The organism is Providencia sp. PROV208 (assembly GCF_028479465.1).
GTDB lineage: Bacteria > Pseudomonadota > Gammaproteobacteria > Enterobacterales > Enterobacteriaceae > Providencia > Providencia alcalifaciens.
Genome location: NZ_JAMPNS010000003.1, coordinates 317,453 through 340,982, shown reverse-complemented (window position 1 = coordinate 340,982; position 23,530 = coordinate 317,453). Strand labels below are relative to the sequence as shown.

Sequence of the window (23,530 nt, the reverse complement as noted above, 5' to 3'; positions counted from 1 at the left end):
GGAAGAAAATTTGCGTATTTCTCAGCAGCTTCTCATCACCCCTTGAAAGGTCGTATTCACCGATATCGCATCATAACCACGACGCCCTATTTAGTGTGACACTCCAGAGAAATTTAGAATATGGTGCTTGTGCTGAACGGGGAGATGAAAAATGCTAAGCTTCGTTAATACCGATTTATTTGGATGGCACAGCCTAGATTGGCTTGATTGATTCGCTCGAAATGATGTTTGGGACAGTCAGCATCACAATGAAACACTGCCTATTAGCACCGCTTTCCTTTCACACAACAAAAAGTATCCGATCACAACCTAAGTGTTCATATAGCTCCCATATTTCACGTAGCCCGGAAGTGCGAGTATAGAATATTGAGGGAGAGTTTTAAGGAGGTTGGAAAATGAAGGCAGATGACAGTATTTTATGCTGATGAAAAATTCTAGACTTTCTCTACTTACCAAAGATAAGTATCTTTAAAATCAATGTGATATAAATAAATTACTATTCAACGCCAAAATTTATCTATGATGATTTGATGCTAATGAGTATCAAGAATAGAAATTTAATAGTGGGTATTTTTCCCAAATTTTTTTAAACCATGGTGTAAATTTTTCAGGATGAATACGGATTTCTTTGTCTAGAACGTCTAGGCTAACCCATCGAATAGCGCTGACCTCATCAGGATTTGGTATGACTAGTGCATCATAGTAACCTACAAATAAATGGTCATACTCATGTTCAATTAACCCGCCATAGACATCTGCTTTATAAATAAACTCACCAACATGTTTTAATTCGGTTGAGAAACTGAGTTCATCATTTAAGCGACGCAACGCCGCATCGTGGGTCTCTTCTTGTGGTCTTGGATGACTACAGCAGGAATTCGCCCATTGCCCTGCAGAATGGTATTTATGGAGAGCGCGTTGTTGAATGAGTAATTCGTTCTTATGGTTAAAAATAAAGATAGAGAATGCACGGTGTAAGCAGCCACGCTGATGAGCCAGCAATTTTGGCATTGTCCCAATTGGCGTATCTTGTTGATTAACTAAAATAAGCAGTTCTTCTATCATTTGGTTCATCTATCTAAGTAAGGGGCATAAGCAAGTGTATTATAACTGGAAAGAAAGGACTTGTAGATTAGAGCTATCGAGATTTGAGCGGATTAGCCATAAATAGTAGAGAGGACATTCATAGCTAAGTGAATGGCTCATTTAGCTATGAATGAAGTGAATATATTGAAAAATATATTATTTTTGTTGAAGAACCCAAACAGCGGCTTCAACTCTAGATTTTAGATTTAACTTTTTAAGTAAATGTTTTACATGTACTTTTACAGTACTTTCTGCGATATCTAAATTACGGGCGATCATTTTATTTGAGAGTCCCTGTGCAATAAGTTCTAAAATATCGGATTCTCTTGGTGTTAATGCAATGGCATCACTTTCGTTTTGAGACTGGTTTTCTCTTAATGATTCAGCAAGAACGGAAGTCAGTGTTGGGCTAACGACCATTTTTCCACTCGCAGCTTCTTTGAGGGCAATGATAAGCTCTTCTGGTTCCATATCTTTCAGTAAATAGCCATCAGCGCCTCTTTTTAGGGCACTGATTAGGTCATCGCTGTAATTGGAGACTGTAAAAAGAATAATTCGACCTGAAAGTTCGCGCTTTCTCAATTCATCGAGTGTCTCAAAACCATTCATACCTGGCATATTGAGATCTAGCAGGATCAGGTCAGGATCTTGCTCTTCTGCAATTTGAATTCCTGTTTTGCCATCTCCAGCTTCTCCAATAACTTGCAGTGAAGGCTCTAAGCTAATCAGCTGTTTTACGCCATTTCTGAGCATTGGGTGATCATCAATAAGAAGGATTGTTGATTTTTCAGTCATTATATTTTTAGTCTCCATGAATGATTTGATCCGGTGTTTTAAATGTCAGATAAAGGGAATGTGACTTTCACTTCTGTTCCCCCTTCGGCTCGTTGAGTAATGTAACACTCGCCATTTAGGCTGAGTGCCCTTTCTCTCATAATAATTAAGCCATAATGGTTAAGTTTATTTGGGTTATCGTCGATACCACTGCCATTATCATCGATCGTAATGGTGACAGTACCTCTATTTTGGCTTAATGAAACTTTAGCCCACGTTGCATTCGCATGCTTTAAAATATTACTTAGGGCCTCTCGAATTATTTGTATGATGTGGATAGATTGATGGGGTGAGATACTTTTTGCTGGGATCTCATAGTTAAGCTGGATGTTGAATCCTATTCGCCCGCTGAATTCTCCTAAGGTGCTTTTTAATGAAGGTAATAAGCCCGATTCAGTAAGCTTCAAGCGGAATGTTGTCAGCAATTCACGCAGCTGACTGTATGCGGTATTAATTTCTGTGCGCATTTCATTGAGTAAATGCAGTGTAGTTTCAGGTAGCGGCTCTGGTTGCATTTGGAGATAGCTTATTTGCATTTTTAAGCATGAGAGGGATTGTGCAATTGAGTCATGGAGCTCTCTAGCAATAGCCGCTCGTTCATCCATGATCAACAATTGTTGCTGTTGCTCTATCTGTTGTTCCATGGTGAGCATGCCAGAAATTTGTTTAGCGAGCATTAGAACTAGTTTATTTTTTTCGTCAGAAAAAAGTTGATTTTGTTTAATTTCACCGATAATCACACCATATCGATGCATATTATCTGACAGATCCCACTGCAATGTTTGGGAGTCTTCCGCCAGATTATCCTTGGATAAATGCGATTTAGTTGAAGCCAGTTTTTCGTCGTTGATGTCTAAATTGGCAGAAGCATACGAAATTTCATGAAAATACTGCTCGTTGCTATCTTCATATAATTTGAGGCGTAAATTTTCTAACTGCGTAATATTCTTTAGCTCAGTGAGGACTTTTTGTAACCTCAAATAGAGTGTTTCCGATGAATGTAATATTTGATTTGATTGATAGAGATATGACAAAACACGATTCTTAGCGAGAAGATCGGCAGTTTTTTCTGCGACACGTTCTTCAAGTTGATGGTAGCTTTGGGCTAATTCATCAGACATATGATTCAGGGTTTCACCAAGGGCATTAAGTTCATCTTGTCTATTGTTTTTCATGGGAAAACGCTGTGTGAAGTCTTTACGCCCAATCGCATTAACCATGGAGAGAAGCTTCATCCATGGGTAGTAAATTTTTCGTCTTAAATGCCAGATTGTCCCCATGAGTAGCAGGAAAACTAAACTAATAAAAATAAGTTGGGTCATGGCAACATAAGCGATTTTCTTCTCAGTAATATCATCAATATTGTGGACCAATTCATTGAGCATATTAACGAAAGTAATGACTTCATAGCGTGCATCATCCGGTGATGACGCGCGAGTGAGGGCGGGTCTTAACGTATTGAGCCAAAACGCATGGATTTTATCAAATTCAGGAGTAAGGTTTTCAATTTTAACGACTTGAGTTAGTTCAGGGCTGAGTAAGTCTTTTTCTAAGGCATCAAGATAATTTTGGTTATGTTCATTGATAGGTGTTAAAGAGAGTAAGCGATAACTTTGCATACGCAAGGAACCGGATGTATTAATAGCATGGGCATTGCCTTGTGCACTGATGATCATGCGATTGGAAATCGTCATACCGATGATCCCCAAAACCGCGATAAGCAGCATTAACCCGATAACTTGGTTGATAATCGAAAATCGTCGATAAAGTGTCGGCATTTTCTCTTTTTCCTGAAACAAAATAGACTGACTATTACCATAATGTATTTAAGGATATTAGTCAGTTTTTAGCGTTAATTTGTTTGTTTAAAACGAGCAACAAAGTTTATAACAAAAACAATAAGTAAACCGATTACTAGACCAAAGATTAAATTGAGGATAGAGGGTGCTAAAAATTGAAGTGTATTCCCGATGATGTGAATACCGCCTATCTTTCCTGCTATGTTTTCTATCCATGAGTGTAAATAGGTAATCCCGTGCGTGAGTATGCCGCCGCCAACCATAAACATAGCAGCAGTACCGACAACAGATAATGTTTTCATTAAATAGGGTGTTACATAGATTAATCCGTTACCGAGTTTACGGAGCAGAAAGGCAGTTTTTTTCTGTAGAAAGAATCCCAAGTCATCGAGTTTAACAATACCAGCAACTAACCCATAAACCCCGATAGTCATGACAATGGCAATAATCGATAACACGACAAGTTGGTTCAGGATTGTTGTTGAAGAGACAATACCTAGGGTAATTGCGATAATTTCTGCGGATAAAACAAAGTCTGTACGGATTGCGCCTTTAATTTTTTGTTTTTCAAATGCCGCTATTTCATGTTCTAAAAGCTGAGCTTTGTGTACGGTTTCTGCCGGTGAAGTCTCATGTTTTTGAAGAAACTTATGAGCAAGTTTTTCAGCACCTTCAAAACAGAGATAAGCGCCTCCAAGCATTAATAATGGAGTCACTGCCCACGGTATAAAAGCGCTGATCAATAATGCGAGTGGAACCAATATGAGTTTATTGATAAAAGAGCCTTTTGCGACCGCCCAGACGACTGGAAGCTCTCTGTCAGCTCGAACCCCGGTGACTTGTTGTGCATTTAAGGCGAGATCATCACCTAAAACACCGGATGTTTTTTTCGCTGCCATTTTTGTCATTACTGACACATCATCTAAAACGGCGGCAATATCATCTAATAAGGTAAGTAAGCTACTTCCAGCCACAGGAGGATCCTTTTGTTATTGTGAGGTATCATTAATGTTCCTTAGGTAAAGGAAGTAAAAATTAGTTCACAGCTATTTGATAATTTGAGTAATAATAAGGATAAGTGAAGTCATTTCTATCATAATAGTATTGATTTAATTATGAAATTTCTCATGAAACACAAAAATATATTTTGTTATCATCATTTCCAATGAGTGTAAGGTTAACCCATGTCTTTTCAACCAGTATTAAGTATTGTTGTCGCGGTTTATAACGGCGAAAAGTTTTTACCCCATTTTTTTGACAGCTTAATTGCCCAAAAGTTAGAGAATTGGGAATTGATCATTGTGAATGATGGTTCGAAAGATGATAGCGAGTCAGTGATTCGCCAATACGAAGATAAGTTTGAAAATATCAAGGTGCTCGCTCAGGAAAATCAAGGTGTTTCAGTCGCACGTAATACAGGAATGGCAGTAGCAACAGGGCAATATATCACTTTCCCAGATATTGATGATGAGATTGATGCGAGGATGTATGGTCGCCTACTGGAGATTGCACTTGCCGGTGACTTAGACGTTGCGACCTGCAATGGTACTTACGTGTACACCAATGGGGATGCGCCAAAGGCTATTTTTCCACCAAATAAAGTTCCTTCTACTGGTGTGATCTCGGGCTCTCAATGGTTACAAATTGGTTTGAGTTCCCGTAAATTTCTCCATGTAACTTGGTTGAATCTGTATCGCTTGTCATTAATTCGAGAACACAATTTTACCTTTGAACCTAGATTGCACCATCAAGATATTCCTTGGACTACCGAGATGCTGCTCGTTGCTAAACGAGTGCAGTTTATCAATGAACAATATTATGAATATCTGATTCATAACCAATCCGTTTCTCACTCTTTAACCGGAGATGAGCGCTCCGTACGTAAGATCAATACCTACCTGAAGATCTTGGATATGCTGATGGATATCTATAAACGTCATCCTGAGGAAGTGAAGCAAGCACCTGCTTGTTTATGGCAGGTGGGGAAAGAAGGTTTAGGCGTTGTTTTAGCGCTATTAGCGATTAAATCACCTGAAACGCAGAAGCAGATGGTTCAACTGTTTTTTGATAAAGGTTACTGGGATATTGTTTGGAAGCATGCCACAACACTGAAATTAAAATGGCGTTTGATCCGTCGTTACAGCAAATTGAAGGCCATTATCAATAAATAGTTCTCTAGCAGCCTTTCGGGGCTGCTCTCTTTTATTTCTCTTGTACTTTCCTCGATCCTTCAACTTATTAAATAATTGATAAAATACTATTAATATCTATAGTATATATTGTGATTTAATTAACATATTAATAACAAAAAAATTGAGCTTCCTCTCAGAATATGGTCTTTATAGGGTCATAGTTCGCCAAATATACAGGGTGATAAATTATTAATAAGTTAATGAGTGAGGGCTGAATGGATCATTATCTGCATAAATTACCTGACCTTATTGACTCAGTTGCCACCAATCAATTTTATCCAAACTTATTATCATGGTTGTCTTCGTTTGTGGTTTTTGATAATGCAATTATCTATGCCTTTGAAAAAGATGGTGCTCCACGTTTTCTATCGAAAGTTGAAAAGCGTAATAGTGATAGCGTTAATCGCATTTATCAGCGTGGGGCTTATTTGATGGATCCTTTCTATCAAGAACTACAAAAAGGCGGCAGTTCGAAGGTATTAACATTGAAAGATGTTGCCCCTAAAGGTTTTTATCATACGGATTATTATCTTAATTTTTATCGTAAGACGGGTTGGTGTGATGAGGCAGGTTTACTGTTGGAATTATCCGCTGATAAGCAATTAGGCATTTTCTTTGGGAATGAAGACCAACCGTTTCTTGCTGATGAGAAGAAACAAGGTTCATTAAAGGAAGCCTTTGATATTATTAGAAGTATTGCTCGATTACATAAGGAAGTTGTGCCCAATTCAGTATCCAGTCATTATCGTAATACGGACTTACAGACTTGCTTTGGTTTGACGCCGAGAGAGTGTGAAGTTGTGGCGTTAATTTTGGAAGGTAAAGGCTCCCCTCAAATCGCTGAATCGCTGTTTATCAGCTTAGGCACTGTCAAAAATCACCGCAAAAATATCTATCAAAAATTAGACATCAACTCGCAGGTTGAATTATTTAATTTGTTAATGACCCCAATAAAACAGTAAATTCCGTGGCTTAAAATGATTTTCGTTACCTGTTTAGTATTTAGACTGAATAATGAAAATATGTATTATTTTTCAATGAATTAAAAATAATTATTCACTTTAAAAACACGTGAAATTCTATTTTTATCATAAAGTATTATATTTTTTATTAATATAATAATAAATATATATCATTTTGAATTTAAATAGAAAAGTTTTTAATTGATTTAATCTTGTTTATAAGTAAATATTGTATCTGCGTCACAAATGTTGGTTTTATGTTTCAAATGTCCCTAAAGGGCTATGTAAATGTTAATGTTAGGTTAAGATAATCAAGGTTATTCCCAGATACTAGATAGGGTATCAATTATGAATAACCAAGTAGAATCATTAACTTATTACTCAGCAACCAAAAAATATGACCTACGTTTTCCGACATTGAAAGAAGACATTGATGTTGATGTGGTGATCATCGGTGGTGGGTTCTCTGGTATTAACACGGCATTAGAGCTGTGTGAAAAAGGCATAACTAACATTGCTATTTTGGAAGGACGCCATCTTGGTTATGGCGGTACAGGGCGCAATGGTGGGCAAGTCATGGCAGGAATTGGTCATGACCTTGATGCAATTAAAAAACATGTTGGCTCTGAAGGCTTAGAAACGATTTTTAAGCTAAGCAACATGGGGGCAGGGATCATGCGCGACCGTATTGCTAAATACAATATCGATGCGGATTTTTGTCATGGCTATGCCTATTTAGGTAGCAATAAGCGCCAAGAGAAAACGCTGCGCAGCTGGCTGGCTGATTTTAAAGCTGTCGCACCCGATGAAGAAATTGAATTTTATACAGGATCTGATTTAAAGCAGATCATCGGTTCTGATGCTTACACATGTGGAATCAAACACATGGGAGGCGGTCATGTTCATTCACTTAACCTGTTATTGGGTGAAGCGAAAGCGGTGAGCGAATATGGCGCAAAAATTTTTGAAAACAGCCAAGTTTTGAATGTTGAGTACGGCGATACGGTAACGGTTCGTACCGCGATGGGCTCCGTGAAAGCGAAAAAAATGCTGTGGGCATGTGATGGTTTTTTGAATGGTCTCGAGCCGACGCTATACCCAAAAACCATTAATACCTATGCGTATCAGTTAATGACTGAAGAATTATCTGATGAGCTGATTGAACGTATTAGCCCAATTCGTGGGGCATACAGTGATATTCGCCCGGTTATCGATTACTACCGTGTGACTAACGAGAATCGCCTGTTATTTGGTAGCTCAACGTACTTTTTAGAATACATTCCATCCGACTTGAAAGCGTGGAACCGTAAGCTGATGTTGAACGTTTTCCCATACTTGAAAGATGTGAAAATTGAACTGGCATGGGGTGGACCAATGGCATGTAGTGCTAATCTCTTTCCACAGATTGGGACTATTCCAGGGCATAAAAACGTGTTCTATGTACAAGGTTATTCAGGCTTTGGTGTTACACCGAGCCAGATCGTGTGTAAGGTTCTGGCTGAAGGCATGGTAGAAGGCTCAAGCCGTTATGACCTGATGAGCTCTATTCCTCATGCTGACATTATGGGCAAGGACAGTATGCGTAACGCCATCGTTTCTCTTGCTAAATGTTGGCATCAGGTATCTGGATACTGGCAAGGTCGCCGCTAGGTTTCTTAAATTTAATTTCCATTTTTGATTTCATTATATAAGAGAAGGTAAGAGAGATGATCAGCCCATTACTGTTAAATAAAGCACTTCCTGAATTACTGAACATTGGTAGCGTGAGCAATTTAGGTTCTGTGGTTGTTGAAGGCGATCCACAAGCTAGCGTGTCAATGATCCACGGTGAGCCAACCGATAATCTGACTTGTGGAATTTTTGCTTGCACAACTGGGAAATTTAAAATGGTTTACCCATTTGATGAGATGGCAACTGTCCATGAAGGTTCTGTGAAATTAACAGATGTGAAAACGGGTGTAACAGTGGAATACCATAAAGGGGATTCTTGGTTTGCTGCAAAAGGAACCGAAGTACTTTGGGAAATCAGTGCACCACGTTTTGTAAAACACTATTTAGCCTGCGTAAATGCATAATTGAATCAATTCACGAGGTGGAGAAAACGATGAGTGAGTTAACCCTATTACCAGAAGTTAGAGAATTCTTGAAACGTCAGCATGGTCATTTTATCAATGGATTGCCTGTTTCTGGCAAGGGAGAGGCTTATTTCGATGTCGTGAATCCAGCTACCGAGCAAGTGATTGCCAAAGTTAAAGAAGGGACGCGCGAAGAAGTTGATATTGCCATGAATGCGGCCTATGCCGCATTCAAAGGCTCATGGGCAAATACTACACCGATGGAACGAGGCAATTGTTTGAATCGTTTAGCGGATTTGCTCGAAAAACACTTAGAAGAATTAGCACAATTAGAAACCTTAAGTTCCGGCAAAACGATTCAGTTATCGCGTTTTCTGGAAGTGGGTTCAGCGGCACAGTTCTTACGTTACTTTGCGGGATGGGCGACGAAGATCAGTGGTGAAACTCTGAATGTCTCATTACCGTCTTTTAATGGTGAAAAATATTCGGCATTTACCCAGCGTGAGCCTGTCGGGGTCGTTGCGGGGATTATCCCATGGAACTTTTCCATTATGATTTCCATTTGGAAATTAGCGGCGGCATTGACATGTGGCTGCACGATTGTGCTGAAGCCAAGTGAATTTACGCCTTTGACGATGTTACGGGTAGCGGAGTTAGCGAAAGAGGCTGGGATCCCTGATGGGGTTATTAATATAGTGAACGGCGGTGGGCGCGAAGTAGGGCCCGCTTTAATTAGCCATGAGTTGTGCTCAAAAGTGACTTTCACCGGTTCAGTACCAACAGGGTTAGCGGTTGGACGCTCAGCGATGGAAGGTAAGTTAACACGAGTGACATTAGAGCTCGGCGGTAAAAATGGCGCCGCATTCTTAGCAGATTTATCCGTTGATAAAATTGTTAGTGGCATTATCGAAGCGGGTTATTTAAATCAAGGGCAAATCTGTGCAGCGGCAGAACGTTTTTATGTTCCATCGACATTGATGGATGCTGTACTGGAAGAGCTAAAAGCCCGTTTATCAGCTATGAAGATTGGTTCTCCATTAGATGAAGACACCCAAATGGGACCGTTAGCCAATAAAGCTCACTACAATAAAATTTTAAGCCTGTTTGAAAAGGCGCGCCAAGATGGCAGTGAAATTATCTATGGTGGGCAGCCAATTGCAGGTGCAGGGTACTTTGTCCCTCCAACAATTATTCGTGCAAAGAGTCCTGATGATGTCTTAATGAAGGAAGAGACATTCGGTCCTATCGGTACTTTCTTAGCTTATGATGATGAAGAAGAGCTGATTAAAATGATGAATAGCACGCCGTTTGGCTTAGCAGCAAGTGTGTGGACGAATGATCTCAGTAAAGCAATGCGTATGGTTTCGCAAATTGAAGCGGGGACTGTTTGGGTGAATATGCATACTTTCCTCGATCCTGCTGTACCTTTTGGTGGGATTAAATCTTCAGGTATCGGTCGTGAATTTGGAAGTGCCTTTATTGAGCATTACACAGAATTAAAGTCCGTCATGGTGCGTTATTAGAGCGTTAGTGTTTTTTTCTGTAAAGCAACAGTTTTCCCGGTCTCTGTACCGGGATTTTTTATAGAATTTTATCTTGGCGGATGATAAACCCGGATGAGACTAACTCAGTCCGGTTATTCACATTGGCTTTGGTAAAAATGTTGCGAAGGTGGGTTTTCACGGTGGAAAGGGAAACACCCAATAGTAGCGCAATTCTTTTATTACTTGCTCCTTCACGTACTAAGTGAATAATTTCTTGCTCTTTTGGGGTGTAGGAGACCAGAGAGTCCGGTTTCACATCAAACGTCATTAATTCTGCGATGGGCAATATAGCATTGAGCCTGACCACTTCCTGTGGCGTAAATGGGGTATCCCTCAATACAGAAATACCCGCCACAATTTTATTTTTTCGACGAATAAAGATTTCTGCCATGTCTGCAATGTGGTTCGGCTGCATAAAATCATGGAAGAAAGTTTTATCTTGCTGGCGCATCTCTACGGGCATTTTGACTAAGCGCAGATCTTCACCGCGAAAATGGTCGGGGTGCAAGGGGTCATGTTGGGAAAATGCAGAGAGGTACTGTTCATGCATACGCGTAGAAATGCCGTATAACACATGACTTTCTGGTTGCCACTGTTCATTGACTAAATAATATACTGCCGCAGAAATTGGGATGATATGGGCAATAGTATTGAGACAGCAGTCGATTAAGCTCTGTTGACTCTCACTAAATAACGGTTGTTCCATCATCGCTCCTCATTCAAATTCTCTACTGACTATCATGCAATTTAATTGGATTAACATAAAACAAACATGTTAATAACGTGAGCTTGATTACACTATTCAAAACTTGTTTTTAACTGCTCAAAGGGGATTTTCTGCCCTTGGGTATCTTTTGCGACTTATTTATTAATATATTAATGAGGTGCTTTTTGTCTAATCATTGATATTTAAATGATTATTATATTATTTATATTGTAAAACGGTACTTTTCGTTTCAGTTGATTGTTGTTCCCCTCTCTCTGGGTATCGTTCTAAAGGACGATGGCGACATGTTTATGTTTATTTCTATAGTGAGTAAGCAGTCACTTTATTTTTACAAAAAATTCACAATCTTGACTGTGAGCAGAGAGAGGGAAGCAAAAATGAATTTATCCTCAAAATTAACATCACATATTGAGAAAGGTAAGGTTGGCTTTCCAACTACGCTCGCCAGTTCGGTCGGCGTGATTATGGCAAGCCCAGTGATCCTCACGGTAACCAGTGGATTTGGAATCGGGGGCGATACCTTTGCCTTAGCGGTTTTATTGAGCTTTATCATGATGCAGGCTCAATTAACCACATTCTCTGAAGCCGCGGCAATTTTACCCACTTCGGGTTCAGTCTACGATTATATCTCTTGTGGCATGGGGCGCTTTTGGGCGATTACCGGTGCGCTGTCAGCTTATCTGATTGTCCACGTTTTTGCGGGGACCGCGGAAACGATTCTGTCTGGCATCATGGCATTGGTGAACTTTGAAAGCCTCAACACCGTGTTAGAAACCAATAACTCGTCTTGGATGGTAGGAGTAGGGCTAGTCGTTGCATTCGGCTTACTGAATGCATTTGGTATCGAAGCTTTTGGTAAGGTTGAAGTGGTACTGACTTTCGCGATGTGGAGTACATTGGTGATTTTCAGTATTTGCGGCTTGATGATGCCATTCCATGTATCCGCGGAGGGCTGGTTTGGTCAAGGTCTGAATATTTCTGACCCTACCGTTGTGCTCAGTTTCATTGGTATGGCGATGTTTATGTTTGTTGGTTGCGAGCTAGTGACACCAATGGCGCCAGAAATTAAAAATTCTGCCAAGGTTATTCCTCGTGCAATGACGATTGGTTTATGCGGTGTTGCATTTTGTATGTTCCTCTTTGGCGCGGCACTGACGAATCAAGTCGAAAACGTGATTGTCGATCCACAAAATGGTGTGAGTCTATTAGAAACGCCGATGGCCATTCCTGCGTTTGCTGGGCAAATCATGGGTGACTTCGGTAAATATTGGATTGGTATTGCGTTATTGCTGGCGGGTGGTGCGACTATCAATACATTAATGGCGGCCGTTCCTCGTATTCTGTATGGCATGGCGTTAGATGGTGCATTACCAAAGGCATTCGCTTATTTACACCCTCGCTTTAAAACGCCAGTGTTCGGTATTTTAGTGGCGGTGATGATCCCTTGCTTACACGCATTTGCTATTCAAGGGGATTTAGACAGAATTATCCCGTTGGTGCTGGCGGCTGTGTGTTCGTGGGGAACTGCGTACTTATTAGTGACGATTTCTGTGGTGCTATTGCGTATTCGTCGCCCTGATTTACACCGTGCTTATCGCTCGCCATTCTTTCCAATCCCTCAAATTATTTCAAGTGTGGGGATAATCCTAGCGATTGTTTACATCACGCCTCCGGGTATGAATAAAGCAGATGTGTATATTCCATTTGCCATTATGTTGGGATTAACAGCGAGTTATGCATTAGGTTGGACCGTGTTAGTGCAGAAAGTAAATCCATTTAAACCCGTTCCGGTTGAACAGGTATTGTCTAACTCATTTGAAGATGACAATTCAGAGGAGGTGGAAATTGAGCCTTTACGTAACCTTGCCTAAATTATCGTGGTGGAAAAAGTTAACCCAAAAACGCCTCCCGACAGGGTATCAAGCGGGGTTAACGTTAAATAGGATAGAGAAAGATATCGCCCCTTATGTTTGTGAATGGGGGGCACCTGGAGTGCTCCTCATCCAATTGCCTCAAGGCATTAAAGTGGAAGTGACTGAGCGTGTAAAAACCTTGTTTATGGCGTTTATTGTGCATAGCCGTTTTGCAGTTTCAGGTAAATGTGATAGTGCGCTGGTGGCACAGATTGATGTGAAAACCGCAGGGTCTGCACGAAAAAAACAGGTGCGTTTTACCAGCCAGCAAGCCGATGGGCAGCCCTTTATTGAAAGTTTGGAGCAGTACCCAGTGATCCGCCAAACTTTCGAAGAGCTAGACTTCACTCATTGTCATATTGCTGTCAAAAATGGGGTTTGGCGGTGTGAAATTGAGCCTTATACTGCATCGGAAATGGTTAGTCGGATCCCAGCAGCTCGGCGTTATTTACGTTTGACTAACCAGCAGCGCCATCGCTTATTAAGCTCATTACAGCTGATTTCCCAACTCATCACTCAACACGTTTCACATCGATAACGCCCAAATTGGGCGTTTCGCATTTATGACAAACATCTTGATATCGACATAAAACCGTCATTCAACTGTCATCTAGCTGCTCTAGCATGCTGGTCAACTATTCGAAGCATACTTATTTACTCTTCTTATTGATTGGCAAGGATAAAACTTATGACAGGTCATTTTATGAAATCTATGTTAGCCGTCGCCGTAAGTACGTTAATTTTAGGGACTGCAATTCCTGCCCATGCAGCAGATAAAAATGAGGCAGTTTCAGAAAGCCGCGCTGCAAAAGGGGATATCACGAAATTTGGTGGAGCTCGTCGTTTATCAGCTGAACAGACGGATATCATGAAAGCTGCACTGCATAATGGTCAAGCAAAGAACGTCATTTTATTTATCGGCGATGGTATGGGTGATTCTGAAATTACCGTTGCGCGTAACTATGCGGAAGGGGCGGGTGGTTTTTTTAAAGGCATTGATGCGTTGCCAATTACAGGGCAATACACCCACTATGCATTAGATAAGAAAACACAAAAGCCAGACTATGTCACTGATTCTGCTGCCTCTGCAACGGCATGGTCTTCCGGTGTGAAAACCTATAACGGTGCTTTAGGGATTGATGTGTTTGGTAATGACCATGACACATTAATTGAAATCGCTAAACGTAATGGCAAAGCAACAGGGAACGTGACAACGTCTGAAATTCAAGATGCGACACCAGCGGCTCAGTTTGCCCACGTAACGGGGCGTAAATGTTACGGCCCAGAAGAAACCAGCGAAAAATGTGCAACGAATGCATTAGAAAATGGCGGTCGTGGTTCTATCTCTGAACAGTTAATGATTACCCGCGCCGATGTCACATTAGGTGGTGGTGCGAAAAGCTTTAAGCAGGAAGCTAAAGCGGGTGATTACAAAGGGAAAACCTTGGAGCAACAAGCGGCAGAGCGTGGATTCACTATCGTCCGTGATGCTAAATCACTCGATGCAATCAAAGAAGCGAACCAAGATAAACCTGTATTAGGTCTGTTCCATGATGGCAATATGACGGTTGCGTGGGAAGGTCCAAAAGCGACATATCACGGTAACTTAAATAATGCCGCACTGGAGTGTAAACCAAACGCTAAGTTAGATCCGAATGCGCCGACATTGGCTCAAATGACAGAAAAAGCAATTAATTTACTGGAAACAAACCCGAATGGTTTCTTCCTGCAAGTTGAAAGTGCTTCTATTGATAAGCAGGATCATAAAGCAAATCCATGTGGTCAAATTGGCGAAACAGTTGCTTTAGACCAAGCTGTTCAAGTGGGTTTAGATTTTGCTAAGAAACATGGCGATACGCTTATTATCGTGACGGCTGACCACGCACATTCAAGCCAGATTATTCCTGATGGCACGAAATCATCCGGTTTAACTCAAGCGCTGATCACAAAAGACGGTACCGTGATGACCGTGAACTACGGTAACTCTGAAGAAGACGATTCACAGGAGCATACAGGTGCTCAACTACGTGTTGCAGCTTATGGTCCACATGCTGCGAACGTGATGGGTCTGACTGACCAAACCGATTTGTTCTTTACCATGCGTGATGCAATGGGATTGAAGCAATAAACCAACCCTTGTAGTTAAAAATTCTCTGCGGCAGGATGCTACAGAGAATTTTTTTTGTTTATAAAGCCCCATAAACCTCGACTCAATTTCTCCTTCATATCTGCATTTCTTTTTTATTACACAGCTTGTATGCTCTCTATCTATTCGATTTATCTCGAATTTATATAAGAACTAAGAGAACAATAATAATGAGAAAAGTACGTGAACTCACGCGGGATGAAATCCCAAATCTGTGGTCGATTGATCGAACTGAATTGATTGAACATCTTTATCTTCACCAGCGGGGTAAATTAGTGTTATCTGCCCAGCGATTTGATATGAAAGGTTGGCCTGAAGGTGAAACGGATGCTTATACACCGCATTTACTTGCTAGCTATGATAACGGGGCTGTTTTCTTTGGGGTGTTTGATGAGGATAGCCTGATCGCCGCAGCCAGTTTAGATAACGTATGGCGCGGGGAAACACTAGATTTGCTACAACTCTCTTTCCTCCATGTTAGCCATCGCTATCGTGGTGAAGGACTGGGTGGAAAGCTTTTTAAACTTTGCCAACAACGAGCATTAGAAAAAGGCGCTGCTGGACTATATGTTTCGGCGACTCCGTCAGAAAATACAGTGCATTTTTATCAATATATGGGCTGTGAACTGCTCGAAAAGCCAGATCCTGAACTGTTTGCGCTAGAGCCTGAAGATATTCACTTTGTTTGTATTTTTGAGTGATGTTTTTACCGTAGGGGAAATATTTTCCTCACAAAAATTTGATTGATTTTTATAGAAACGTAGATATGATTGATAATCATTATCATCTTTAACGAAATTATAGACTAACTATGAGTTAGCTAAAGACTCGTTAGCTATAAATGGGAGGCGTTATGGGAACTAGCGTATCAAAAGCAACAGGGTTGCGGCGTATTGGCGCTGGTTTGTGGGGCGCCTTCGCGGTGGTGTTACTGAGTATTATGTATTTGCTGAGCAATATGGGGTTTGATCCACTGAAAGTGGCAATGATCACCTTGATGATTGCGACGGCAGGCATGCTGTTTAATCGGGGTTCACGGCGTTTACTCATTATTCCAGCAGTAATGTCTTTAGGCTGTTTCTTGCTGATTTTTCTTATGCGAAGCTAAGATTATCTAAGCGATATCTAGGTTAGGAATATTGCGTGAATGTCCATCGAGGATTGAATATCTGAAGGTTGAATTCTTGAAGATTAAGGTTACGAATCATTAACAGTGGTGCGAAAGGGGGGACTTGAACCCCCACGTCCATAGGACACTAACACCTGAAGCTAGCGCGTCTACCAATTCCGCCACCCTCGCAAATACTGTCAAAATTCTTTCTATTGATACTTGCCTATATCATGCTCGACACATAGATAACTATCTGATACGGATAGCGAAGAGCAGTCAACGCATAAATAATTGAAATTATAAAGAGTAAGTGGTGCGAAAGGGGGGACTTGAACCCCCACGTCCATAGGACACTAACACCTGAAGCTAGCGCGTCTACCAATTCCGCCACCCTCGCAATACTAACTCTTTTGCATAATTGCTCATGCATCAATAGTACGGTGCGGATTTTAGGCTAATTTCGACAGACGTCAATAAATTTTTATCAGCGGTATATTGTTTGATGAAAAAACGGTCAACTTGATATGTTGACCGTTAGAAAAGAAAATTCACACGGATAACGTGCTGGTCGCTTTAGCGCTTAATTGCTTCGTAAACTTTAAATTTCCCTGTCTTAGCCAGTACAACATGACCACCGAATGCTTTATCGAGTAGATCAGGGTAAGGTAAAAATGCATTGGCGACGATGCGTAAACGACCACCTTTTTTCAGGTACTTAGGTGCTTGGAAAATCAATGTCTCTACCGCGTTATAGCTGGTGTTGATCCCATCATGGAACGGTGGATTAGAAATGATCCAATCAAATTTATCATCAAGGTCGGAATAGACATCACTTGGGATTATTTTTCCGGTAAGGTTGTTAGCCGCTAGAGTTGCCGTTGCAGAATTAATGGCTGATGCACTGACATCACTTAAGGTTAAGGTGACCGCTGGGTTTTGAGTACCAACCACCGCAGCAAGTACGCCGTTACCACAAGCCAGATCAAGCACATTACCGCTCATTGGCTCGGTCAATGTGGAAAGCAGCAAATCACTGCCGATATCTAACTCGTTATGGCTGAATACACCTGGAAGCGCATGAATTTTCACGTTATCAACTTGGTAATTGCGCCACCAACGCTTGATATCAAATTCAGTTGGCTGTTCTAATTCGCCATAATAGAGACCACAGCGACGTGCGGAGTCAATTTTTTGCAGTGTCGCAATCCCTTCCATAATCGCTTCGGCACTTTTGACGCCGCTACGATTTTCACCGACGATAAAAATTTGGCTACCTACAGCTAAATGTGTGCATAAATCATCGAGTTGGAAAGCGGCTTCTTGTTTGTTCTTGGACCAAAAGTAAATTAAGGTGTCGCAAGGTTTAACGAATTCCGCGGTTGCTGTTGAAGCAAACAGAACATTTTCACCCAATGCCGGCTGTAAGTTTTTCCAGCGATGGTACTGGTTAGTGAGAACGCGCACGCTGGCGGCTTCTAAAATTGTGCCCAGTTCATCCTGAATATCGCCTGCCAAAAGAACATGACGATCGATAAAGTGCTCTAAATGGCGTTGAATAACTTCGCTGGCGGGTGTCAGTAATGACATATTCTGTCTATCTCCTAAAATGAATATAACCACGCGGACTACCTTACCAGAAAAAAGATAAATAGCATTGCTCTGTTGGCGCTATTAATCCCCTTTGATAAGATGTGGTTGTTAACTAACGACTGGATAAAGCAATGACACGACGTGACAGACTTTTAGAACAAATGGGGATCACTCAATGGATGGTGAGAAATCCGACTGTGTTACGTGGTGAACGTGGTGTTCGCATTCCTGAGTCGACTAAGCTTATTATTATTACTGATGAGAACCTTGATTTAAACAGTCAGCTGTTAAAAGATATTTTTCTCGCAATGAAGATCAACGATGTTGATATTGTCTGTATTAATTCTCAGCAGCTAAAACTCATTCCAACACCAATAACTATACCTTGTTGGGTGATAGGGGATGGTATTCATCCCGAAGGTTCAAAAGTTACATTTATTTCTCCTGTTTTGTCTGAGCTGATAGCAAGCAGTAATGCTAAACAGGCACTATGGAAACAAATTTATCAATATGATGAAAATTTCAACACTCAAACAATCTGATCTCGCTACCGCCTTCTTAATTGAAAAGTTAAGTCATGATTTTCCATGGACTGAGCGAGTTTTTTATGGGAATCAAGGTGAAAAGTACCATAATCTAAAAATATCAGTTAATAATCAAATTGTTGGGTATGCAATAACACAATATGTATTAGATGAAGCTACGCTGTTCAATATTGCCATCCATCCTGATTTTCAAGGCCATGGCTACGGTCGTTTGTTATTAGAAAGATTAATTAACGACCTTGTTAGTCGAGGGATTTCGACGCTGTGGTTGGAAGTGAGAGAATCGAACGCGTCTGCGATTCATCTGTATGACAAACTGGGCTTTCAGCAAGCGACAGTGCGTAAAGATTATTATCCGACGAAAAATGGGCGGGAAGATGCGTTAGTACTAGCATTAACCTTGTTCAGTGAGGATATGTTTAGTCAAAAAGCGTAATACATTTTTCTAAAGAAAAACCATGGTAAGACTTGCGTGTTATCGTGGTTTTTTGTATTTAATCGCTTCCAACATAATGATATTCATCGTAAAAAATATTCGGTAAATGGGTAGTGAGGTACTTTTCAAGATTTTCAATGAAAACCCTAAGACTAGCACTATTACGTAAACTACGTGAATAGACAGCAAAAACGTCAGCGCCTTGATGCCATTGTGGTAGAACGCGCACTAATTTTCCTGACTGAAGTTCAGGGAGAACACTCCAAAGTGAACGTAATAAAATCCCTTCACCACTGAGGCACCATTGTTTGGCGACTTCTCCGTTATTGACCATTAATTTACTATTCGGTGTGATGGTCATGCTTTCTTGTTGGTGCTCTAATTTCCAGATTGCGGGAGCTTGATTGCGCTCTTTGATGGCAATACACGAGTGTTTTTGTTCAAGTTCTTGAGGTAAAGATGGTTGCCCATATTTTTGGATATAGGCGGGAGAGGCACAAAGTACTCGGTTATTGCGGGCTAACCGACGTGCAATGAATTGATCTGAAATGGTACCGCCAATGCAGATATCAAGATCGATATTCTCACTGATGATATCGATTGAGCGATCCGTTAGCGTCAGATCAATACCTAAAATCGGGTAATCGGCACGTAATGCCAGAATAAAGGGATTCAGGTAGGTGCTACCAAAGCCTGTACTGCAACTGATGCGCAGTTCTCCGCGGATCTCATCGCGACAAGCTTGTAATTCTCCCTGCATTCGCTCTAATTCTTCCAGTAACAACTCACTGCTACGCAGAACAATTTTCCCTTCTGGCGTCAATTGAATGGCGCGAGCATTACGGAAAAACAGTGTTTGCCCTAAGTTTTCTTCCAGTAATTTAATGCGTTTCGATATATAGGCTGGAGATACCAATAGTAGCTCAGCCGCTTGGGAGAAGCTCATCAATCGGGCGACGGTGACAAATACACGGATATCTTCAAGCAACGGTAGCTTGTTCATAGTTTGTAAACCTAGGGATTACAGTTCATGCCTATACTTTATCACAGCAAGCCATAAACTGGAGAACATGCGTAGATAATAATAAGGGCGTTGAAAATGGCACAATTTAATATAGCAGTCATTCCGGGTGATGGAATTGGAACGGAAGTGATCCCTGAAGGATTACGTGTTTTAGAGGCAGCAGCACAAAAGCACGGTGTAAAGCTTAACTTTGCACACTTTGATTGGTCGTGTGAAACCTATCACCGTACTGGTCGTATGATGCCGGAAGATGGTCTAGAACAACTGAAAAAATTTGATGCCATTTTCTTAGGTGCCGTTGGGTTCCCAGGGGTTCCTGACCATATTTCCTTATGGGGTTTGTTGCTGCCAATTCGCCGTGCGTTTAATCAATATGTGAATTTGCGTCCGGTACGTTTATTTGAAGGGATTAAATGCCCGCTGGTGGATAAAAAACCGGGTGATATTGATTTTTATGTCGTGCGCGAAAACGTAGAGGGCGAATATTCTGCCATTGGCGGAATTCAGTATGAAGGGACGGAAGATGAAATGGTGTCCCAGCAAAGTATTTTTACCCGCAAAGGGACTGACCGAATTTTAAAATATGCTTTCGAACTTGCCCGTTCTCGCGATAAAAAACATTTAAGTTCAGCCACGAAATCCAATGGATTATTTCACTCAATGCCGTATTGGGATAGCCGTGTGGCTGAAATGGCGAAGCAGTACCCTGATGTAAAAGTTGACCAATTCCACATTGATATTTTTGCGGCTAACTTAGTGAGAATGCCGGAATTTTATGATGTGATTGTGGGATCAAACTTATTTGGAGATATTTTGTCAGATCTTGGGCCCGCCTGTACGGGGACGATTGCGATTGCACCGTCCGCGAATATCAATCCTGAAAAACAGTTCCCATCGATGTTTGAACCTGTGCATGGTTCTGCACCGGATATTGCTGGGAAAAATATTGCTAACCCAATTGGCACTATCTGGGCGGCAGCGATGATGATGCAGCATCTTGGTTGCCAAGAAATGCACGATACGATTATGTCAGCGGTTGAAACGGCTATTCGTGAGCGCCGTCATTTGACTCGCGATATGGGCGGAAATGCCAGCACACAAGAATTAGGGCTGGAAATTGCTCAGTTAGTGACAGTGTCGGTGTAAGTTTATTGGGCTCCATCCTGTGGGTGGAGCGCCTAACATTTCAGGCTCTGATTGTTTATAACCCCAAGATCTGCGAAAATAACCGCCAATTACGATTAACAATACGGATTTGCTGCGCTAGAGCCACCTCGAGCCTCTTCCTGATGCCCATACAAATCTGGATATAGACGAAAAGAACGGTTAAATGACAGATCAGAATTTTCTCCATGAAGTTAGCACCCGTAGAACGTTTGCTATCATTTCTCACCCCGATGCCGGTAAAACCACGATCACTGAAAAAGTATTACTTTTTGGACACGCAATTCAACGTGCGGGAACGGTAAAAGGTCGCGGTTCTAACCAGCATGCCAAATCAGACTGGATGGAAATGGAAAAGCAGCGTGGTATCTCAATCACCACCTCTGTGATGCAATTTCCCTATAATGATTGCTTAGTGAACCTGTTAGACACCCCAGGACACGAAGACTTCTCGGAAGATACTTATCGTACATTAACTGCCGTTGACTGCTGCTTAATGGTTATCGACTCCGGTAAAGGGGTTGAGGATCGTACTCGTAAGCTGATGGAAGTTACCCGCCTGCGCGATACGCCAATTCTGACCTTTATGAACAAATTGGACCGTGATATTCGCGACCCAATGGAGCTGTTAGATGAAGTGGAAAATGAGCTGAAAATTGCTTGTTGCCCAATCACATGGCCAATTGGCTGCGGTAAGTTATTCAAAGGTGTTTACCACTTACTGCGTGACGAAACCATTTTGTATCAAACAGGTCAAGGTCATACAATTCAAGAAGTCCGCATCGTTAAAGGGTTAAATAACCCTGAGTTAGATGCGGAAGTGGGCGATGAGTTAGCGTCTCAATTACGTGAAGAGCTGGAGCTAGTTCAAGGGGCTTCCCATGAATTTGACCACGATGCCTTTATCGCGGGTGAGTTAACCCCCGTCTTCTTTGGGACTGCATTAGGTAACTTTGGCGTCGACCATATGCTTGATGGCCTTGTTGAATGGGCACCGGCACCGCAAGCACGTAAAACGGATGTGCGTGAAGTGGAAGCCACTGAAGAGAAATTTACAGGTTTCGTTTTCAAAATTCAGGCGAATATGGATCCAAAACACCGTGACCGTGTTGCCTTTATGCGTATCGTCTCGGGAACCTATGAAAAAGGCATGAAACTGCGTCAAGTTCGTACTAAGAAAGACGTAGTGATTTCAGATGCTCTAACCTTTATGGCGGGTGACCGTTCTCAAGTCGAGAATGCGTATGCAGGGGATATTATTGGCTTGCATAACCATGGAACTATCCAGATTGGTGATACCTTCACGCAAGGCGAAGAGCTGAAATTTACAGGGATCCCGAACTTTGCACCTGAATTATTCCGTCGTATTCGTCTGCGTGATCCTCTGAAGCAGAAGCAGTTACTGAAAGGCTTGGTTCAGTTATCAGAAGAGGGTGCCGTGCAGGTATTCCGCCCATTAACGAATAATGACCTGATTGTGGGTGCGGTCGGGGTACTGCAATTTGACGTCGTCGTTTCTCGCTTAAAAAGTGAATATAACGTTGAAGCGATTTATGAAGCCGTTAACGTGTCTACCGCACGTTGGGTTGAGTGCGATGATGTGAAAAAATTCGAAGAATTTAAGCGCAAAAATGAGCAAAATTTAGCGTTAGATGGTGGTGACAATTTATCTTATATTGCACCAACAATGGTTAACTTGAACTTAACCAGCGAACGTTATCCTGAAGTGAAATTCCGTAAGACACGCGAACATTAATCATTCTTTATTCTTCACGTGATAATTTTGAAATGGCCAACTTAGTTGGTCATTTTTGTTATATATCTGATTAATTATCAATTTATTCAATTAAGTAGCTACTGGAACGAGTATTTTTTCGTGAAGGGCATGCTGCTATGATGACTGTGGGTGCTTGGATCATTTTGGTTCAAGCAGACAACAGGTTGTGAGGACTAAAAAGACGAAAGCCCCGAGTTCTATTTAACAGTAACTCGAGGCAGTCTCCAACCAGCAACTGGATTCTGTCTCCTTTTTGTACAGGAGTCAAGAGGAATGACCAAGTTCGCTCTGATAGGGCTAATGACCGTGTGTATCACGGTATTGTGTCTTTCACTACAACTGCGGGATCGGTTATGTACGGTCAATGTAGTGAGTGGAAATACAAAGGTTCAAGCTACTCTGTTATGTATTGAGTAGTCTGGTGGGGGAGTTATCCCCCACATTTCTCTTCTGTTGTTCGTTGGTGGTACAGGCACCCTATTTTTCTATTCTTACTACAGCCTACAGCTAGAGAATGATTTGTCGCTTTCTGATTTGAATAATCGAATTAAGAATATTTTTCTGGGAATAAAATTTTTCCTTTAGTAATCCTCTGATAGATGAGT

At 41.3% G+C, this 23,530-nt stretch carries 22 protein-coding genes and 2 tRNA genes; 15 read left to right on the top strand and 9 right to left on the bottom strand.

The annotated features are described in order from the left end of the window. Positions 1–543: 543 nt before the first annotated feature. From idi to PR766_RS03335, 4 genes are all read right to left on the bottom strand, one after another. On the bottom strand, positions 544–1,065 hold the full coding sequence (gene idi, locus PR766_RS03350; RefSeq protein ID WP_154636312.1) for an isopentenyl-diphosphate Delta-isomerase: 522 nt from the start codon (positions 1,063–1,065) through the stop codon (positions 544–546). A gap of 177 nt (positions 1,066–1,242) precedes the next feature. Beyond that, on the bottom strand, positions 1,243–1,881 hold the full coding sequence (narL, locus tag PR766_RS03345) for a two-component system response regulator NarL (RefSeq protein ID WP_006662852.1): 639 nt from the start codon (positions 1,879–1,881) through the stop codon (positions 1,243–1,245). A gap of 38 nt (positions 1,882–1,919) precedes the next feature. Beyond that, positions 1,920–3,698 carry a nitrate/nitrite two-component system sensor histidine kinase NarX gene (gene narX, locus PR766_RS03340; protein ID WP_006662851.1) on the bottom strand — a complete coding sequence of 593 codons (1,779 nt, stop codon included), beginning with the start codon at positions 3,696–3,698 and terminating at the stop codon, positions 1,920–1,922. Positions 3,699–3,772: 74 nt separating this feature from the next. After that, on the bottom strand, positions 3,773–4,693 hold the full coding sequence (locus tag PR766_RS03335) for a DUF808 domain-containing protein (protein ID WP_006662850.1): 921 nt from the start codon (positions 4,691–4,693) through the stop codon (positions 3,773–3,775). A 210-nt stretch (positions 4,694–4,903) separates the two neighbouring features. Here PR766_RS03335 and PR766_RS03330 point away from each other — a divergent pair, with 210 nt between their 5' ends. From PR766_RS03330 to PR766_RS03310, 5 genes are all read left to right on the top strand, one after another. Beyond that, entirely contained in the window at positions 4,904–5,890 is a 987-nt protein-coding gene (locus PR766_RS03330) for a glycosyltransferase (protein ID WP_154636313.1), read from the top strand. A gap of 236 nt (positions 5,891–6,126) precedes the next feature. Next, positions 6,127–6,873 (top strand): helix-turn-helix transcriptional regulator, encoded by a 747-nt coding sequence (locus PR766_RS03325; protein ID WP_006657081.1) that lies wholly within the window; start codon positions 6,127–6,129, stop codon positions 6,871–6,873. A 348-nt stretch (positions 6,874–7,221) separates the two neighbouring features. Next, positions 7,222–8,523, top strand: coding sequence for an NAD(P)/FAD-dependent oxidoreductase (locus PR766_RS03320; RefSeq protein ID WP_006657082.1), 1,302 nt, complete (start codon positions 7,222–7,224; stop codon positions 8,521–8,523). Positions 8,524–8,579: 56 nt separating this feature from the next. Further along, entirely contained in the window at positions 8,580–8,948 is a 369-nt protein-coding gene (locus PR766_RS03315) for a cupin domain-containing protein (RefSeq protein ID WP_006657083.1), read from the top strand. A gap of 29 nt (positions 8,949–8,977) precedes the next feature. Beyond that, positions 8,978–10,471, top strand: coding sequence for an aldehyde dehydrogenase family protein (locus tag PR766_RS03310; RefSeq protein ID WP_036960937.1), 1,494 nt, complete (start codon positions 8,978–8,980; stop codon positions 10,469–10,471). Between the two features lie 58 nt (positions 10,472–10,529). Here PR766_RS03310 and PR766_RS03305 read toward each other — a convergent pair whose 3' ends face one another. Beyond that, a complete protein-coding gene (locus tag PR766_RS03305; protein ID WP_006662847.1) occupies positions 10,530–11,198 on the bottom strand; it encodes a helix-turn-helix domain-containing protein in 669 nt (222 codons plus the stop codon). Between the two features lie 398 nt (positions 11,199–11,596). Here PR766_RS03305 and PR766_RS03300 point away from each other — a divergent pair, with 398 nt between their 5' ends. The 5 genes from PR766_RS03300 (at position 11,597) to PR766_RS03280 (ending at position 16,386) form a co-directional block, all read left to right on the top strand. Next, a complete protein-coding gene (locus PR766_RS03300) occupies positions 11,597–13,090 on the top strand; it encodes an APC family permease (protein ID WP_036974943.1) in 1,494 nt (497 codons plus the stop codon). Continuing rightward, positions 13,065–13,670: a DUF3156 family protein gene (locus PR766_RS03295; RefSeq protein ID WP_230082061.1), complete on the top strand. Its 606-nt coding sequence runs from the start codon at positions 13,065–13,067 to the stop codon at positions 13,668–13,670. The genes PR766_RS03300 and PR766_RS03295 overlap by 26 nt, the downstream gene beginning before the upstream one ends. A gap of 150 nt (positions 13,671–13,820) precedes the next feature. Next, on the top strand, positions 13,821–15,260 hold the full coding sequence (gene phoA / locus PR766_RS03290) for an alkaline phosphatase (RefSeq protein ID WP_154630301.1): 1,440 nt from the start codon (positions 13,821–13,823) through the stop codon (positions 15,258–15,260). 188 nt (positions 15,261–15,448) lie between these two features. Then, positions 15,449–15,979, top strand: coding sequence for a GNAT family N-acetyltransferase (locus tag PR766_RS03285; RefSeq protein WP_036960931.1), 531 nt, complete (start codon positions 15,449–15,451; stop codon positions 15,977–15,979). Positions 15,980–16,131: 152 nt separating this feature from the next. Then, entirely contained in the window at positions 16,132–16,386 is a 255-nt protein-coding gene (locus PR766_RS03280) for a DUF1435 family protein (RefSeq protein ID WP_154636314.1), read from the top strand. Between the two features lie 106 nt (positions 16,387–16,492). On the opposite strand, the gene PR766_RS03275 is transcribed toward PR766_RS03280, so the two are convergent. The 3 genes from PR766_RS03275 to rsmC all read right to left on the bottom strand — a co-directional run bounded on the left by PR766_RS03275 (position 16,493) and on the right by rsmC (position 17,976). Next, positions 16,493–16,578: transfer RNA gene (locus PR766_RS03275), tRNA-Leu, on the bottom strand. A gap of 122 nt (positions 16,579–16,700) precedes the next feature. Then, positions 16,701–16,786: transfer RNA gene (locus PR766_RS03270), tRNA-Leu, on the bottom strand. 176 nt (positions 16,787–16,962) lie between these two features. Continuing rightward, the gene (gene rsmC, locus PR766_RS03265; protein WP_006662842.1) at positions 16,963–17,976 is read right to left on the bottom strand and encodes a 16S rRNA (guanine(1207)-N(2))-methyltransferase RsmC; all 1,014 of its coding nucleotides are present in this window, start codon (positions 17,974–17,976) and stop codon (positions 16,963–16,965) included. A gap of 134 nt (positions 17,977–18,110) precedes the next feature. Here rsmC and PR766_RS03260 point away from each other — a divergent pair, with 134 nt between their 5' ends. Both PR766_RS03260 and rimI read left to right on the top strand, forming a co-directional pair. Next, positions 18,111–18,521 carry a DNA polymerase III subunit psi gene (locus PR766_RS03260; RefSeq protein ID WP_006657092.1) on the top strand — a complete coding sequence of 137 codons (411 nt, stop codon included), beginning with the start codon at positions 18,111–18,113 and terminating at the stop codon, positions 18,519–18,521. Next, the gene (gene rimI, locus PR766_RS03255; protein ID WP_006657093.1) at positions 18,490–18,960 is read left to right on the top strand and encodes a ribosomal protein S18-alanine N-acetyltransferase; all 471 of its coding nucleotides are present in this window, start codon (positions 18,490–18,492) and stop codon (positions 18,958–18,960) included. The genes PR766_RS03260 and rimI overlap by 32 nt, the downstream gene beginning before the upstream one ends. A 58-nt stretch (positions 18,961–19,018) precedes the next feature. On the opposite strand, the gene PR766_RS03250 is transcribed toward rimI, so the two are convergent. Further along, on the bottom strand, positions 19,019–19,963 hold the full coding sequence (locus PR766_RS03250) for a LysR substrate-binding domain-containing protein (RefSeq protein WP_036960924.1): 945 nt from the start codon (positions 19,961–19,963) through the stop codon (positions 19,019–19,021). 96 nt (positions 19,964–20,059) lie between these two features. Here PR766_RS03250 and PR766_RS03245 point away from each other — a divergent pair, with 96 nt between their 5' ends. The 3 genes from PR766_RS03245 to PR766_RS03235 all read left to right on the top strand — a co-directional run bounded on the left by PR766_RS03245 (position 20,060) and on the right by PR766_RS03235 (position 23,342). After that, the gene (locus PR766_RS03245) at positions 20,060–21,130 is read left to right on the top strand and encodes a tartrate dehydrogenase (RefSeq protein WP_006662839.1); all 1,071 of its coding nucleotides are present in this window, start codon (positions 20,060–20,062) and stop codon (positions 21,128–21,130) included. Positions 21,131–21,314: 184 nt separating this feature from the next. After that, on the top strand, positions 21,315–22,904 hold the full coding sequence (gene prfC / locus PR766_RS03240) for a peptide chain release factor 3 (protein WP_006657097.1): 1,590 nt from the start codon (positions 21,315–21,317) through the stop codon (positions 22,902–22,904). Between the two features lie 294 nt (positions 22,905–23,198). Next, entirely contained in the window at positions 23,199–23,342 is a 144-nt protein-coding gene (locus PR766_RS03235; protein WP_071524961.1) for a Hok/Gef family protein, read from the top strand. Positions 23,343–23,530: the final 188 nt, after the last annotated feature.

Excerpts from the sequence above, each read along its gene's own strand:
- idi (WP_154636312.1), bottom strand. The coding sequence starts at position 1,065 with ATGATAGAAGAACTGCTTATTTTAGTTAATCAACAAGATACGCCAATT.
- narL (WP_006662852.1), bottom strand. The coding sequence starts at position 1,881 with ATGACTGAAAAATCAACAATCCTTCTTATTGATGATCACCCAATGCTC.
- narX (WP_006662851.1), bottom strand. The coding sequence starts at position 3,698 with ATGCCGACACTTTATCGACGATTTTCGATTATCAACCAAGTTATCGGG.
- PR766_RS03330 (WP_154636313.1), top strand. The coding sequence starts at position 4,904 with ATGTCTTTTCAACCAGTATTAAGTATTGTTGTCGCGGTTTATAACGGC.
- PR766_RS03325 (WP_006657081.1), top strand. The coding sequence starts at position 6,127 with ATGGATCATTATCTGCATAAATTACCTGACCTTATTGACTCAGTTGCC.
- PR766_RS03320 (WP_006657082.1), top strand. The coding sequence starts at position 7,222 with ATGAATAACCAAGTAGAATCATTAACTTATTACTCAGCAACCAAAAAA.
- PR766_RS03315 (WP_006657083.1), top strand. The coding sequence starts at position 8,580 with ATGATCAGCCCATTACTGTTAAATAAAGCACTTCCTGAATTACTGAAC.
- PR766_RS03310 (WP_036960937.1), top strand. The coding sequence starts at position 8,978 with ATGAGTGAGTTAACCCTATTACCAGAAGTTAGAGAATTCTTGAAACGT.
- PR766_RS03305 (WP_006662847.1), bottom strand. The coding sequence starts at position 11,198 with ATGGAACAACCGTTATTTAGTGAGAGTCAACAGAGCTTAATCGACTGC.
- PR766_RS03300 (WP_036974943.1), top strand. The coding sequence starts at position 11,597 with ATGAATTTATCCTCAAAATTAACATCACATATTGAGAAAGGTAAGGTT.
- phoA (WP_154630301.1), top strand. The coding sequence starts at position 13,821 with ATGACAGGTCATTTTATGAAATCTATGTTAGCCGTCGCCGTAAGTACG.
- PR766_RS03285 (WP_036960931.1), top strand. The coding sequence starts at position 15,449 with ATGAGAAAAGTACGTGAACTCACGCGGGATGAAATCCCAAATCTGTGG.
- PR766_RS03280 (WP_154636314.1), top strand. The coding sequence starts at position 16,132 with ATGGGAACTAGCGTATCAAAAGCAACAGGGTTGCGGCGTATTGGCGCT.
- rsmC (WP_006662842.1), bottom strand. The coding sequence starts at position 17,976 with ATGTCATTACTGACACCCGCCAGCGAAGTTATTCAACGCCATTTAGAG.
- PR766_RS03260 (WP_006657092.1), top strand. The coding sequence starts at position 18,111 with ATGACACGACGTGACAGACTTTTAGAACAAATGGGGATCACTCAATGG.
- rimI (WP_006657093.1), top strand. The coding sequence starts at position 18,490 with ATGATGAAAATTTCAACACTCAAACAATCTGATCTCGCTACCGCCTTC.
- PR766_RS03250 (WP_036960924.1), bottom strand. The coding sequence starts at position 19,963 with ATGAACAAGCTACCGTTGCTTGAAGATATCCGTGTATTTGTCACCGTC.
- PR766_RS03245 (WP_006662839.1), top strand. The coding sequence starts at position 20,060 with ATGGCACAATTTAATATAGCAGTCATTCCGGGTGATGGAATTGGAACG.
- prfC (WP_006657097.1), top strand. The coding sequence starts at position 21,315 with ATGACAGATCAGAATTTTCTCCATGAAGTTAGCACCCGTAGAACGTTT.
- PR766_RS03235 (WP_071524961.1), top strand. The coding sequence starts at position 23,199 with ATGACCAAGTTCGCTCTGATAGGGCTAATGACCGTGTGTATCACGGTA.